This is a genomic window from Pseudomonas sp. 2822-15, from assembly GCF_002742515.1.
GTDB classification, from domain to species: Bacteria; Pseudomonadota; Gammaproteobacteria; order Pseudomonadales; family Pseudomonadaceae; genus Aquipseudomonas; species Aquipseudomonas salomonii.
In genome coordinates this window covers 67642-80797 of record NZ_LJRY01000180.1, presented here as the reverse complement: position 1 = coordinate 80797, position 13156 = coordinate 67642, and the positions used below count along the sequence as shown (strand labels likewise).

Here is a 13156-nt window from a genome sequence, read left to right as displayed (position 1 = left end):
ACTATTTGCCTCCAGTCCTGAATAAAACGGCCGATAAGCCCAGAGTCGACAGTAAAAAGACTGTCGACTCGCAGGGCTTGGACAGGATCGCGCCGCATGACTACCACCGAAGCAACACCCGACTCTACTGCCGACAACCCGGCTGAAAAAACCGAGGCTGTCGAGGCCGCAGCACTGCCGTGGGCGGACGTCCAGGCCGAACACTTCAAGATGCTGCGCCTTGCGCCCCTGGCCACCGATCGCGCCACCGGCGCGCGGCCGCTACGGTTTGTGCAGTTCGGCTATACCGAGCGCCATGACAAGAAGCACAGCCTGTTGCGCATGGTGATCCAGCTGCCGGGCCAGCGTGTGCGCCGCGAGCAGAACCACCTGGATATCTGGGTCGACCACGAAACGCACCGTGTGCACTTCGGCCCGGGCAACAGCCTGGAAATCGAACCGGCCAACCGGGGCCTGGGACGCTTTCTGGTCGCACAGGGCGCCGCGTGGGCAAAAAAGAAGTGGTCACATTACCGCGTTGACGGCGTGAACCTCGCCAACAAGGATGCACTCAACGAAGCCACGCGCCTGCGCCGCGATCATTTCCTGCGCATCCAGGGGTTTGATGTGGCCTACGCCGATGTACAGCACCTCAAAGGCAACGTGCAACCCGGCAAAGTCAGCGAAGTGCTGGACAGCTGGAACACCGAGAAGGTGCAGTACGTAGAAATCCTCGAGGCGGCGCAGATGCTGCAGCAGGCCGAGCACAACCTGGCCGAGCAGGAAGTGAAGCTGCGCAAGGAAGAGGAAAAGGTCACCAAGTTCAAGCGCGAGGACAGTGGGTTGCGCTTTACCATTACGTGCCTGGTGGCGTTTACGGTGTTTCAGGCGGGGTTGTTGATCTGGATTGCAACACACCGCTGAAAGGTTGGAATGCATTCCAAATGTGGGAGCTGGCTTGTCGGGTCGCCGCATCGCTGCGATGGCGGTGTGTCAGTTGCCACCGCTATCGCAGCGATGCGGCGACCCGACAAGCCAGCTCCCACACTGACCGCGTTCCTATTGTGGAATGAAGTTAAACCCGCGCCGCAAACACCGCCTGATGCGCCCGGCACTGCTCAGCCGTCAGCATGAACACACCGTGCCCGCCGCGCTGGAAGTCCAGCCAGGCAAAGTCGACTTCCGGGTACAGCGCTTCGACGTGCACCTGGCTGTTGCCGACTTCAACAATCAGCAAGCCCTTCTCGGTCAGGTGGTCGGCGGCCTCTGCCAGCATGCGCCGCACCAGGTTCAAACCATCGTCGCCGCAGGCCAGGCCCAGTTCCGGCTCGTGCTGGTATTCGTCCGGCATGTCGGCGAAGTCTTCGGCGTCCACATACGGCGGGTTAGACACGATCAAGTCAAAACGCTGGCCCGGCAGGCCATCGAAGCCGTCACCCTGCACGGTGTAGACGCGCTCATCAACACCATGACGCTCAATGTTCTGGTTGGCCACTTCCAACGCTTCGAAGGACAAGTCGCCCAGCACCACTTCAGCGTCCTGGAACTCGTAGGCACAGGCGATGCCGATGCAACCGGAGCCGGTGCACAGGTCGAGAATGCGCGCCGGCGGTTGGGCCAGCCACGGCTCGAAGCGGTTTTCGATCAACTCGCCGATCGGTGAACGCGGGATCAACACGCGCTCGTCAACGATAAACGACATGCCGCAGAACCAGGCTTCCTTCAACAGGTAGGCAGTAGGAACACGCTCGTGGATACGCTTGTGCAGCAAGCGCTGCACGTGGGCGACTTCCTCTTCTTCCAGGTTGCAGTCCAGGTAGCTGTCGGCAATTTCCCACGGCAGGTGCAAGGCGCCGAGCACCAATTGCCGGGCTTCGTCCCAGGCGTTGTCGGTGCCATGCCCGAAAAACAGGTCTTCCCCATGGAAACGGCTGACAGCCCAACGGATGTGGTCGCGCAACGTGCGCAGGCGAGAGGTAATCACGGGGGCAAGCTCCTGGAAAAAACGACTGGCGATTCTAACAGCCTTCGCCTGTACCGACGATGTACGAAACCCCTTCACCATCCGTCGGATTTCATTCAAATTGCCATCATTGTGCTAAACACGCCCACCTCTTGACATGGCTGCACGTCAACAACGGCGTACCTTACGATGGTAGCGATTCACAGAACCGCTCAGCCAGTGGACAATGTGACAAAAGCCCCACTCACAGGAGCCCCCAGAATGTCCGTTCCAAAGACGATGTTTCAACTCAGCGGTCGCGGTTACGCAGCAGCCAACCTGAACCATGCGACCCTCGTGATCATCGACGCCCAGAAGGAATACCTCAGCGGCCCACTCGCCCTGTCCGGCATGGACGCGGCGGTCGACAATATCAAGCAGTTGGTCGCGGCGGCACGCAACGCCGGGCGACCGATCGTGCATGTGCGTCACCTTGGCACCGTCGGTGGCCTGTTCGACCCGCAAGGCGAGCGCGGTGAATTCATTCCTGGCCTGGAACCCCAAGGCGATGAAACCATCATCGGCAAACTGCTGCCGAGCGCGTTCCACGGCACGGGCCTGGAGAAACACCTGCAAGACCTCGGCTCCCTGGACTTGATCGTCTGCGGTTTCATGAGCCACTCCAGCGTCAGCACTACCGTGCGCGCCGCCAAGAACCTGGGCTTTCGCTGCACCCTGGTGGAAGACGCCTGCGCCACCCGTGACCTGCCTTACAAAGGTGGGATCCTGAGCGCCGAACACGTGCAGCACACCGAAATGGCCATCATGGCTGACAACTTTGCCACCCTCGCGTTGACCAAAGATCTGATCTGATCGCCCTTGAGATGAGCGGCGCATTTATTGCCCCGCTCATCCGCAAAGCCCTCTCATTTGGCGCATTTACCGCTGCTGTCGGAACAACCTGTGTATCTTCCGGTCGAAGGGCCGATACCCTGGAGGAAAGGTCGGAATGAAGATATCCGATGGTTTTGACGCTCGTCGCTTGCGCCCCAAGGGCCCGAGCAATTGGCGTCTGCGCCTGGTAGCCGGCTTTGCCGCGTTGCTGGCCATTGTAGGTTTGCTGTTGGCCGGCGCTGGTGGCGCCGGCCTGTTTGGTCATTCGCCAGCCCTTGGCGAGTTGAATGCCAGCCCCGGTGGCTCGGCTATCCTGTTGGTGATCGGGCTGCTGGTGCTGTGGTTGGGCGTGTGGTTGTGGCGTCGCAGCCGTCGGAAAATGCGTCAACCGCTGTCACTGAACATCGCTTCGCACCTGATGAAAAAGCACGACTGATGGCGCTTGGATAGCGTTTCCTGCGCCCTGGCCGCCGCGATTTAGGTAAACTGCCCGCCCTTCGCGGAGGCTGACATGCAAGACGACGATTTTTCCCTGTTCAAAAACGAGCTGCGCGGCGTCAAGCCGATCAAGCATGATCGTGCCGACACCGGCAAACCCAAGGCCGACCGGGCGCAGATCGCCAAGCTGCGCCAGGCCGCGACCGTGCGCACCGACGCCACCACCGTGGACGGCCTGTCGGACCAGTTCGTGATCGACGTAGGCCCGGAAGATGAGCTGATGTGGGCCCGCGACGGCGTGCAGGAAAGCCAGATGCGCAAGCTCAAGATCGGCCAGATTCCGTTCGAAGGCAGCCTCGACCTGCACGGCATGAACGTGGAAAAAGCCCGCGAAACCCTCTGGGCCTTCCTGGCCGAAGCAACCAAATTCGAAATCCGCTGCGTGCGCGTCACCCACGGCAAGGCTGTACGCCTGGACGGCAAGCGCCCGATGATCAAGAGCCACGTCAACACCTGGCTGCGCCAGCACACCCAGGTGCTCGGCTTTACCTCCTGCCAGGCCCGCCACGGCGGCGCCGGTGCGGTGTATGTAATGCTCAAGCGCACCATGATGGAAGGGCGCGACGAGTAACAAGTGCCATCGTCAGGCTTGCAGCGATGTGTCCGCCACCGTAACCTTGCGCTTTGCGAAAATCCCACAGGTAGTTTCATGTCCCTGGAACAGAATTACACCGCGATCCTCGGCCAACTCGGCGAGGACGTTTCCCGCGAGGGCCTGCTCGACACGCCAAAGCGTGCCGCCAAGGCGATGCAGTACCTTTGCCGCGGCTATGAACAGACGCTGGAAGAAGTCACCAACGGTGCCTTGTTCAGCTCCGACAACAGCGAAATGGTGCTGGTCAAGGACATCGAGTTGTACTCGCTGTGCGAGCACCACCTGCTGCCGTTTATCGGCAAGGCGCATGTGGCGTATATCCCGAGCGGCAAAGTACTGGGCCTGTCGAAGGTAGCGCGGATTGTCGACATGTATGCGCGCCGCCTGCAGATCCAGGAAAACCTCAGCCGCCAGATCGCCGACGCGGTGATGCAGGTGACGGGTGCCCTGGGCGTGGCGGTGGTGATCGAAGCCAAGCACATGTGCATGATGATGCGCGGTGTGGAGAAACAGAATTCGTCGATGATCACCTCGGTGATGCTGGGTGAGTTCCGCGAAAACGCGGCCACCCGCAGCGAATTCCTCAGCCTGATCAAGTAACAGGCTGTGTAAGGAAAAGCCGGCGTTCATCGCCGGTTTTTTTTCGCCTGCGAAATTCAGGTAAGCTGCGGCCCCTTCTTCATGGGCAAGAGGTTTCAGCCATGTTCGTCAAAGCACTTCGAGTGGGTCTCGGCCAAATCATCATCGCGGGCGACTTCCTTACTCGCCCGCGCAAAAAGCAGCGTTCCGCCGAGCAACAGGCTCAGGTGAATGCGGCGGCCAAGGAACTGACGCTGTACCAGTTCCACGCCTGCCCGTTTTGCGTGAAGACTCGCCGCACCCTGCACCGCCTGAATGTGCCGGTGGCGCTCAAGGATGCGAAAAACAACGAACAGGATCGCCAGACCCTGCTGGAGCAAGGCGGCAAGATCAAAGTGCCGTGCCTGCGTATTGAAGAGAATGGCCAGACCACCTGGATGTATGACTCCAAGGTGATCATTGATTATCTGGACAAGCGGTTTGCAGCGGTCTGACGGCCGCTAAAGAACCCAAGTGGAAGCTGGCTTGTGTGGGAGCTGGCTTGCCTGCGATGCAGGCACCTCGGTGATTCAGGCAGACCGAGTTGATGCTATCGCAGGCAAGCCAGCTCCCACACATGCCCGCACACAGTTAGTTATGTATTACCAATTCCAGATCCAATAAAGCCGAGCCCAGGCACTTGCCGTGGGCGTCCAGCGCCAGCGAGCGGGTTACGCCGCCACGCAGGATCCCCGGCAGCACGAAGTTCAGCGCCTGCACGTGGGGCAATTCATAACGCCGCACCGGCGCCGCATCCGGCTCACGCAAGCCGGCAAAAAATTCGGCGACACGCTCGGGCGTGAGTTGTTCGCACAGCAGCGGATAGTCCTCTGTACGGTAGGCGATGATCGAGATGTTTGAGGTGTCGCCCTTATCGCCGGTACGGGAATGGGCCAGTGTGTGCAGTTTCATGCTTCGATCCTCGGGTTGACCGCGCTACGCGGCAGCAGCAAGGAGGCCACCGCCACCACCTGGCGCACGCTTTTACTCGCCCCGCCGCCGCCCGACGGGCCATTGGTGTAGAGGGTTTCCACTTCATTGCCAACCCGCACCGCTTCGCTGCGCTCCTCACACCGAGCGGCCACGCGCAGGCGCACCTCCCAGGGTTCGACGTTACTGCGGAGGCCGTGCAAGGAGTCCATGCCAATCAGCTCGGCGCGCAGGTCTTGCATCTTCACACCCATGAGTGCCAGGCGCTTGAGTACGATATCCCGCGCCAACTCAGCCCGTGCGACAGCGCCCGGGCCGCCGTAGGACATCTGCCCTTCACCGATCCATCCGTCCAGGTAACCCACGCTGACCTTCAACTGTTCAGGCCGCGCCCGGCCATCGGCGCCTTGGGCACTGACGCGATCCACGCCCTCCTCCACAAAGCTCACGTGGGAAAAGTCTGCCGTCACGTCCGGCGTCAAGTAAGCCGCCGGGTCGTGCACTTCGTAGATCATCTGTTCGGTGCACGTCGCACGGCTGACCCGCCCGCCTGTGCCTGCGACCTTGGTGATCACAGCTTCGCCATCGGCATCGATGTCGGCCAACGGGAAACCCAGGCGTGCCAGGTCATCCACATCCTTGAATCCGGGGTCGGCAAAATAGCCACCGCTGACCTGCCCCGCGCATTCCAGCAAATGCCCGACCAACGTCCCGCGCCCCAGCCGCTGCCAGTCATCCGCAGCCCAGCCGAACTCAAACATCTGCGGCGCCAAAAACAGCGACGGGTCGGCCACGCGCCCGGTAATCACCACATCGGCATCGGCGCGCAAGGCTTCAAGGATGCCGTCGACGCCCAGGTAGGCGTTCGCGGATATCAACCGCGCGCCCAAAGAACCGACAGTCTGGCCGTTATCCAGGCGTTGCTCGGGCTGTAAAACATCCAGCACGTCATCGCCCACCACCGCCACGACCTTGAGGTCCTGGCCCAATTCGCTGGCAATGCGCCGCACTTCAACGGCCGCCGCTACCGGGTTGGCCGCGCCCATATTGGTGATCACCCGCAGGCGCCGGCCACCGTTCCCGCCAACAAACGGCAACACCCGGCGCATACGCTCGCTCAGCAGCGGGTCGTAACCCCCTTGTGGATCGCTGATACGCGCCTGTTGCGCCAGGGCAATGGTGCGTTCGGCGAGGCATTCGAACACCAGGTAATCCAGGTCGCCCTGTTCGGCCAGTTCCACGGCAGGCTCGATACGGTCACCGGAATAGCCGGCGCCGGAGCCGATGCGCAAGGTCTTCATCTCAAATCACTCCCAGGAGCAATGCGGTCAGGGTCATCAACACTGACGCGGCAAACAGAAACGGAATGGTGAAGCGCTGGTGATCGGCCAGTTCGATCTTGCACAGGCCCACCAGCAGGAAGGTCGCAGGCGTCAGCGGGCTGACCGGGAAACCGGTGGTGTGCACGCCCAGCAACGAGGCCTGGGCCACTTGCAGCGGGTCGACGCCCAGGGCTTTACCGACTTCGGCGATCACCGGCATCACGCCGAAATAGTAGGAATCAGGGTCGAACAGCATGCTCAACGGCATGGAAATAAAGCCCACCACTGCCGGGATCAACTTGCCGTGGCCGGCGGGAATCTGCGCCACCGCCACCTCGGCAATCGCCTTGAGCATGCCGGTGCCTTGCATGATGCCGGTGAACACCCCGGCGGCGAGCAGGATACTGGCCATGGTCAGGGCGGTTTTGGCATGGGCATCGATGCGCGCGCGTTGGGCGTCCACATTCGGGTAGTTGATGCACAGCGCCACCACGGTGCCGAGCATAAACATCACCACCGGGTCGACCCAGCCGGCAATCATCACCACCATCACCAGCACGGTCAGCAACAAGTTGACCCAAAACAGCCGTGGGCGCCGCAGCTTGATGTCATCGTCGCTGAGCACCCGTTGCGGCACCGCCTCCACCGAGGAACCGGCGCCCAGGCCCAGGCGTTTTTCTTCACGACGGCCCAGCCACCAGGCGCAGGCAAACACGAAGACCAGGCCGACGATCTGCACCGGAATCAGCGGCTGAAACAGGTCGGCCACCGGCACATGCAGGGCCGCCGACGAGCGCAGCACCGGGCCGGTCCACGGCAGAAAATTGACCCCGGCAGCCATGGCACAGACACACGCAAGGATGCGCTTGTCGATGCCCAGCCGCGTATACAGCGGCAGCATCGCTGGCACCGTCACCAGAAACGTCACCGCCCCGGAGCCGTCCAGGTGCACCAGCAGCGCGAGGGTCGCGGTGCCGACCACAATCCGCGTAGGACGCGTGCCTACGGTGCGCAGGATGCGATCAATGATGGGATCGAGCATGCCGGCGTCGGTCATGATCCCGAAAAACAGAATCGCGAACACGAACATGCCCACCACCGGGGCGACGTTCTTGATTCCGGTAACGATAAAAGCGCTGGTTTGCAGGCCGAAACCGCCGAGCAATGCGGCAATGATCGGCAAGGCGATCAGCGCCACCAGCGGCGACAGGCGTTTGCTCATGACGGCAGCGAGCAGGCACAGGATGGTAATGACACCCAGGGTAGCGAGCATGGGTTACTCCAGAGCGGCCTTGGTGGCCGGTTATTGTTTTCCCTGGAGTATTGGAAGCGGGTTAGTCTTTGTAAATTGGAATATTCGGCCTGGCACGTTCGGAAAAACAAAATGAAGAACAGCATCCAACACATACAAGCCTTTCTCGCCGTAGCCCGCACCGGCAGTTTCACCAAGGCAGCCAACGAGTTGCACTTGTCGCCCTCGGCCTTGACGGTACAGGTGCAACAACTCGAAGACTGGCTTGGCGTCGCGCTGCTCGATCGCAGCCCGCGCCACGTAAGCATTACCGCCGCAGGCGAAGACGCGCGCGGCCCCATGGAAAAACTGCTGCTGGACCTGGACAACATCGTCACCGGCTCCCGTGACCTCGCCGCCCTGCGCCGTGGTGTGGTCAGCATCGCCGCGCTGCCCTCGGTGTGCGCCGGCGCCCTGCCACCGGCCTTGCGCCTGTTTCGCGAGCGCTTTGCCGGCATCGAAGTGCGATTACATGACCTGGTGGCCCATCGAATTCATGCGCAGGTACGTGAAGGCGTGGTGGATTTCGGCATCGGCGTGCGCGCCCGGCTGAGCCACGGCCTGGAGTTTTTGCCGGTGCTCAATGATCGGTTGTGTGCGTTTGTGCCACTGGGCCATCCCCTCGCCCACCATCGCCGGCTGATCCTGGAGCAATTGGCGGACCAGCCGATCATCCTCACCGGCCGCGACAGCAGTGTGCGTGAGCAGGTGGACGCATTGTTTGATCAGACACGGCTGACAATGAATGCCGGCATGGAAGCCAACTATATGTCGACGGTGCTGGCGCTGGTGCGCCAGGGGTTGGGCATCAGTGTGCTGCCGGAGTCGGCGGCGGACAGCTTGGCGGGGCTGAAGCGCATCAATATTGACCATCCCGGCGTGAACCGCGAGATCGGCTTGATCAGTCGCAGCGGGATGGGCCTCAGTCCGGCGGCGCAGCGTTGCTTTGAATTATTAAATGATGAACTCTCTGACAAAACATCGAGCTGAAAATGGACACTGTGGGAGCTGGCTTGCCTGCGATGCAGACACCTCGGTTTATCTATGAGCCCGAGTTGATGCTATCGCAGGCAAGCCAGCTCCCACATAAACCAGCTCCCACATTTTGACCACGTAAACTCAGTCCAGCATCGCTACATGTTTTGGATGACTGGCCACCCGCGCCAGCCACGCCTGCACACCCGGATAAGCGTCCAGCTCAAAACCACCCTCCTGGGCCACATGGGTATAGGCATACAACGCCACATCGGCGATGGAGAATTGATCACCCACCAGATACGGGGTCAATTGCAGTTGGCGCTCCATGACCTTAAGCGCCTTATAGCCACCTTTGTGCAGCTTCTTGTATTCCTCAAGACGGTCTGCGGGCAAGCCCAGGTAAAACTGGATAAACCGCGCCACCGCAATGTACGGCTCGTGGCTGTACTGCTCGAAAAACTGCCACTGCAACACTTGTGTGCGCAGACGTGGCTCGGCCGGCAAAAACTCGCTGCCATCGGCCAGGAAGTTGAGAATCGCGTTGGACTCCCACAGGCAGGTGCCGTCTTCAAGTTCCAGCACCGGGATCTTGCCATTCGGGTTCTTGGCCAGAAACTCGGCGGTCTGGGTGTCGCCCTTGAGGATGTCGACATCGATCCACTGGTACGGGATGCCCAGCAGGTTGAGCATCAATTTGACCTTGTAGCAGTTGCCCGACTTGTAATCGCCATAAACCTTGTACATGGGGCTCCCCTTATGCCGCTTGCGCGTGCTGTGCTTGACGGACTACCGCGGCCAGGCGCTTGAGACCTTCGTCCAGGCGGGCCGGGTCGATATGGCTGAAATTGAGGCGCAACGAGCCCAGGTGTTGGTCGGGCTCGGAAAAGAACGGTTCACCGGGCATGAACGCCACGTCCTGAGCCAATGCTTGCGCCAACAAGGTGCGGGTGTCGAGGGGTTGTTTCAAGGTCAGCCAGAAGAATAATCCACCTTGGGGCACTTGCCAGTCGGCCAAGTCGCCAAAGTGGCGCTCCAGCGCCGACTGGAATGCATCACGACGCTTGCGGTAAAAACTGCGCAATTGCACCAGATGCTGCTGATATTGCTCGGTGCCGATCCACTGCATGGCCTGCCACTGGCCAATGCGATTGGTGTGCAGGTCGGCCGATTGCTTGAGCTTGAGCAGGTGCGGGAACAAATCCTCGCTGGCGATCAGGTAACCGACGCGCAACCCCGGCAACAGGGTCTTGGAGACGGTGCCGGTGTAAATCCAGCTGGCTTTTTTCAAGCGCCCGGCGATGGGCTGGGCACTGGCGCCGTCGAATGTCAGCTCGCGGTAGGGCTCGTCTTCGATCAGGGTTACGCCGAACTCATCGAGCAAAGCGGCCACAGCTGCGCGCTTGGCCTCGCTGTAGCGCACCGCCGAAGGGTTCTGGAAGGTCGGGATGAGGTAGATGAACGCCGGGCGATGGCGTTCGAGGCTGGCGCGCAAGGCGGCCAGGTTCGGGCCGTCGGCCTCCAGTTGCACGGTGAGGCAGTCCGCGCCAAACAGTTGGAAAATCTGCAAGGCGGCCAGGTAGGTCGGGCCTTCCAGCATGACTTGAGTGCCCTTGTCGATGTACAGCTTGGCTGCCAGGTCGAGGGTTTGCTGGGAGCCGCTGACCACCAGTACCTGGCTGGCCTGGCATGGCACGCCCAGGGCGCGGGCCTCGGCGGCGAGCAGTTCACGCAGTTGCGGCTCGCCTTCGCTCATGCCGTATTGGCCGATGTTCAGTGGCAGGTCATCCCAATTCAGGGCCGGCAACATGGCTTCGGCCGGCAGGCCACCGGCGAACGACATCACGTTCGGGCGCTGAGCTGCCGCGAGGATTTCACGGATCAAGGAGCTTTTGAGGCGCGTAACACGTTCAGAGAAGGCCATAGGGTCACCGGTAGCGAAGTCGGGGGCAAATACGTCAAACTGGTTGACCGAAATTACGATGACTTACATGGATACGTCAATATGCTTGACCTTAAAAACCAGGGCAGCCAGCAACAAGCCATGGAAGCCTTCTTCTTCGGCTACCAGGCCTTTACCGCCAAGGCCGACGAAATGCTCGAGCGCCGAGGCCTGAGCCGTGTGCATCAGCGCATCGTGTTTTTCATCGCGCGTTACCCGGCCTTGAGCGTGAAGGAGCTGCTGGAATTGCTTGGGGTGAGCAAGCAGGCGCTGAACATGCCGCTGCGCCAATTGCAGGAAATGCACTTGGTCGACAGCGTTGCGTCTGAGGCCGACAAGCGCAAGCGCCTGCTGGAACTGACTGAAGAAGGCCAACGTTTTGAGCAGTCATTGCGCCGCGAGCAGGTGAAGCTGTTGCAGCGCGCGTTCAGTGAAGCCGGTGAAGAAGCCGTGGCGGGATGGCTAGCCGTGAATCAAGCCCTCGCCGGCCAATGATTGTTCCCACGCTCTGCGTGGTAACACCGCCTAGGACGCTCCGCGTCCCGCCGCCTGACGCGGAGCGTCAGCAGATGCATTCCCACGCAGAGCGTGGGAACGATCAAGAGAAACGGCCCCGCATCCGCCTTTCATCCCCTTCCGCCGACAAAATCGAAAACATTATTTGCTTTATTTGTATACAAAAGCATAATTCGCTTCGTGCGAGTTCCTGACCTATTGGTCAACAAAACCCGCCAGTACCTCAAAGCGCTGCTGCCCACCTCTGTGACCGGCGCTGGAAATAACAATAAAACTCTTGAGGAGTACTTGCTGTGGATAGCCAAAAAACCGAAGCCCCTACGCTGGACCTCGCCCCACCGCAAGGCGGCTGGCTGGAACGCCTGTTCAAACTGCGCTTGCATGGCACCACAGTGAGAACCGAACTGATTGCCGGCCTCACCACCTTCATCACCATGGCCTACATCATCTTCGTCAACCCCAACATCATGGCCGACGCCGGTATCGATCACGGTGCGGCGTTCGTCGCTACCTGCATCGCCGCCGCGCTGGGCTGCCTGTTGATGGGGCTGTACGCCAACTGGCCGGTGGGATTGGCGCCAGGCATGGGCCTGAATGCGTTTTTCACCTACACCGTGGTCGGCACCATGGGCTACCACTGGGAAACCGCGCTGGGCGCAGTGTTTATTTCCGGCGTGCTGTTCATGGGCCTGACGCTGTCACGCGTGCGTGAATGGCTGCTCAACAGCATCCCCGTGAGCCTGCGCCATGCCATGGGCGCAGGCGTCGGCTTGTTCCTCGGCGTGATCGGCCTGAAGACCGCCGGCATCATCGTCGACAGCCCGGCCACCTTGATCAAGCTCGGTTCATTGCACGAACCTGCACCCTTGCTGGCGGCCGTGTGCTTCCTGTTGATCGCGATCCTCAGCTACCACCGGGTGTTCGGCGCGATCCTGATCAGCATCATCGCCGTGACCCTCGCCGGTTGGGGCCTGGGCCTGGTGCACTACAACGGCATTCTCTCCACCCCACCGAGCCTGGCGCCGACCTGGATGGCCATGGACATAAAAGGTGTATTCAATGTCAGCATGATCAGCGTGGTATTCGCCTTTCTTTTTGTACACATGTTTGACACTGCAGGTACACTGATGGGCGTCGCGCAACGGGCCGGGCTGGTCAATGCCGATGGCAAGATCGATAACCTGTCCCGCGCGCTGAAGGCCGACAGTGCCTCAAGCGTATTTGGCGCCATGGTCGGTGTGCCGCCGGTGACCAGCTATGTGGAAAGTGCTGCGGGTGTGGCCGCAGGGGGGCGCACCGGGCTGACGGCGGTGACCGTGGGCATTCTGTTTGTGGCGGCGATGTTTTTTGCGCCGCTGGCGGGGATGATTCCGGCGTATGCCACCGCCGGCGCGCTGATTTACGTGGCGATGCTGATGATGGCGAGCATGGCGCATATCCATTGGGATGAGGCCACCGACAGCATTCCGGCGATTGTTACCGCGATCATGATGCCGCTGACGTTTTCGGTTGCCGACGGCATCGCCCTGGGCTTTATCACTTACGTGGCGCTCAAGGCCGGCACCGGCAAGTACCGTGAGATTTCTGTCAGCCTGTGGGTGCTGTGCGCGATCTTTATCGCCAAGTTCGTCTTCCTGTAGTACGGGAACGGCTG

At 60.9% G+C, this 13156-nt stretch carries 15 protein-coding genes; 9 read left to right on the top strand and 6 right to left on the bottom strand.

Annotated features, from left to right (window positions below):
* The first annotated feature begins 96 nt into the window (after positions 1-96).
* A complete protein-coding gene (locus AOA59_RS10840; protein WP_069786546.1) occupies positions 97-903 on the top strand; it encodes a hypothetical protein in 807 nt (268 codons plus the stop codon).
* 151 nt (positions 904-1054) lie between these two features.
* On the opposite strand, the gene prmB is transcribed toward AOA59_RS10840, so the two are convergent.
* Positions 1055-1963, bottom strand: coding sequence for a 50S ribosomal protein L3 N(5)-glutamine methyltransferase (gene prmB / locus AOA59_RS10835; RefSeq protein WP_058420625.1), 909 nt, complete (start codon positions 1961-1963; stop codon positions 1055-1057).
* A gap of 240 nt (positions 1964-2203) precedes the next feature.
* Between prmB and AOA59_RS10830 the strand changes: the two genes are divergently transcribed.
* From AOA59_RS10830 to AOA59_RS10810, 5 genes are all read left to right on the top strand, one after another.
* On the top strand, positions 2204-2794 hold the full coding sequence (locus tag AOA59_RS10830; RefSeq protein WP_058420624.1) for a cysteine hydrolase family protein: 591 nt from the start codon (positions 2204-2206) through the stop codon (positions 2792-2794).
* 136 nt (positions 2795-2930) lie between these two features.
* Positions 2931-3251, top strand: a complete 321-nt coding sequence (locus tag AOA59_RS10825) for a hypothetical protein (RefSeq protein WP_056861118.1) — start codon at positions 2931-2933, stop codon at positions 3249-3251.
* Between the two features lie 75 nt (positions 3252-3326).
* The gene (locus AOA59_RS10820; protein WP_099487261.1) at positions 3327-3884 is read left to right on the top strand and encodes a Smr/MutS family protein; all 558 of its coding nucleotides are present in this window, start codon (positions 3327-3329) and stop codon (positions 3882-3884) included.
* A gap of 78 nt (positions 3885-3962) precedes the next feature.
* Positions 3963-4508, top strand: a complete 546-nt coding sequence (folE, locus tag AOA59_RS10815; RefSeq protein WP_003442011.1) for a GTP cyclohydrolase I FolE — start codon at positions 3963-3965, stop codon at positions 4506-4508.
* Positions 4509-4609: 101 nt separating this feature from the next.
* Complete coding sequence (locus AOA59_RS10810; RefSeq protein WP_017137834.1) at positions 4610-4981, top strand: glutathione S-transferase N-terminal domain-containing protein; 372 nt, start codon at positions 4610-4612, stop codon at positions 4979-4981.
* A gap of 136 nt (positions 4982-5117) precedes the next feature.
* On the opposite strand, the gene AOA59_RS10805 is transcribed toward AOA59_RS10810, so the two are convergent.
* Genes AOA59_RS10805 through AOA59_RS10795 form a run of 3 tightly spaced genes read right to left on the bottom strand, consistent with a single transcriptional unit; the run spans position 5118 to position 8051 of the window.
* The gene (locus tag AOA59_RS10805) at positions 5118-5438 is read right to left on the bottom strand and encodes a hypothetical protein (RefSeq protein ID WP_099487260.1); all 321 of its coding nucleotides are present in this window, start codon (positions 5436-5438) and stop codon (positions 5118-5120) included.
* Positions 5435-6757, bottom strand: a complete 1323-nt coding sequence (locus AOA59_RS10800; protein WP_099487258.1) for an acyclic terpene utilization AtuA family protein — start codon at positions 6755-6757, stop codon at positions 5435-5437. Before AOA59_RS10800 ends, AOA59_RS10805 begins: the two co-directional genes overlap by 4 nt.
* Before the next feature lies 1 nt (position 6758).
* Positions 6759-8051 carry a CitMHS family transporter gene (locus tag AOA59_RS10795; protein ID WP_099487256.1) on the bottom strand — a complete coding sequence of 431 codons (1293 nt, stop codon included), beginning with the start codon at positions 8049-8051 and terminating at the stop codon, positions 6759-6761.
* A gap of 111 nt (positions 8052-8162) precedes the next feature.
* On the opposite strand from AOA59_RS10795, the gene AOA59_RS10790 reads away from it, so the two are divergent.
* Positions 8163-9059, top strand: coding sequence for a LysR family transcriptional regulator (locus tag AOA59_RS10790; RefSeq protein WP_099487254.1), 897 nt, complete (start codon positions 8163-8165; stop codon positions 9057-9059).
* A 129-nt stretch (positions 9060-9188) separates the two neighbouring features.
* On the opposite strand, the gene AOA59_RS10785 is transcribed toward AOA59_RS10790, so the two are convergent.
* Positions 9189-9791 carry a glutathione S-transferase family protein gene (locus tag AOA59_RS10785; RefSeq protein WP_056861112.1) on the bottom strand — a complete coding sequence of 201 codons (603 nt, stop codon included), beginning with the start codon at positions 9789-9791 and terminating at the stop codon, positions 9189-9191.
* A gap of 10 nt (positions 9792-9801) precedes the next feature.
* Positions 9802-10968, bottom strand: a complete 1167-nt coding sequence (locus AOA59_RS10780) for a PLP-dependent aminotransferase family protein (protein WP_099487252.1) — start codon at positions 10966-10968, stop codon at positions 9802-9804.
* An 81-nt stretch (positions 10969-11049) separates the two neighbouring features.
* Here AOA59_RS10780 and AOA59_RS10775 point away from each other — a divergent pair, with 81 nt between their 5' ends.
* On the top strand, positions 11050-11481 hold the full coding sequence (locus AOA59_RS10775) for a MarR family winged helix-turn-helix transcriptional regulator (protein WP_099487250.1): 432 nt from the start codon (positions 11050-11052) through the stop codon (positions 11479-11481).
* A gap of 314 nt (positions 11482-11795) precedes the next feature.
* Positions 11796-13142, top strand: a complete 1347-nt coding sequence (locus AOA59_RS10770) for an NCS2 family permease (RefSeq protein WP_099487248.1) — start codon at positions 11796-11798, stop codon at positions 13140-13142.
* The last annotated feature ends 14 nt before the right edge of the window (positions 13143-13156 follow it).

Excerpts from the sequence above, each read along its gene's own strand:
- AOA59_RS10790 (WP_099487254.1), top strand. The coding sequence starts at position 8,163 with ATGAAGAACAGCATCCAACACATACAAGCCTTTCTCGCCGTAGCCCGC.
- AOA59_RS10775 (WP_099487250.1), top strand. The coding sequence starts at position 11,050 with ATGCTTGACCTTAAAAACCAGGGCAGCCAGCAACAAGCCATGGAAGCC.
- AOA59_RS10805 (WP_099487260.1), bottom strand. The coding sequence starts at position 5,438 with ATGAAACTGCACACACTGGCCCATTCCCGTACCGGCGATAAGGGCGAC.
- AOA59_RS10830 (WP_058420624.1), top strand. The coding sequence starts at position 2,204 with ATGTCCGTTCCAAAGACGATGTTTCAACTCAGCGGTCGCGGTTACGCA.
- AOA59_RS10820 (WP_099487261.1), top strand. The coding sequence starts at position 3,327 with ATGCAAGACGACGATTTTTCCCTGTTCAAAAACGAGCTGCGCGGCGTC.
- AOA59_RS10825 (WP_056861118.1), top strand. The coding sequence starts at position 2,931 with ATGAAGATATCCGATGGTTTTGACGCTCGTCGCTTGCGCCCCAAGGGC.
- AOA59_RS10800 (WP_099487258.1), bottom strand. The coding sequence starts at position 6,757 with ATGAAGACCTTGCGCATCGGCTCCGGCGCCGGCTATTCCGGTGACCGT.
- AOA59_RS10810 (WP_017137834.1), top strand. The coding sequence starts at position 4,610 with ATGTTCGTCAAAGCACTTCGAGTGGGTCTCGGCCAAATCATCATCGCG.
- AOA59_RS10840 (WP_069786546.1), top strand. The coding sequence starts at position 97 with ATGACTACCACCGAAGCAACACCCGACTCTACTGCCGACAACCCGGCT.
- folE (WP_003442011.1), top strand. The coding sequence starts at position 3,963 with ATGTCCCTGGAACAGAATTACACCGCGATCCTCGGCCAACTCGGCGAG.
- AOA59_RS10785 (WP_056861112.1), bottom strand. The coding sequence starts at position 9,791 with ATGTACAAGGTTTATGGCGATTACAAGTCGGGCAACTGCTACAAGGTC.
- AOA59_RS10795 (WP_099487256.1), bottom strand. The coding sequence starts at position 8,051 with ATGCTCGCTACCCTGGGTGTCATTACCATCCTGTGCCTGCTCGCTGCC.
- AOA59_RS10780 (WP_099487252.1), bottom strand. The coding sequence starts at position 10,968 with ATGGCCTTCTCTGAACGTGTTACGCGCCTCAAAAGCTCCTTGATCCGT.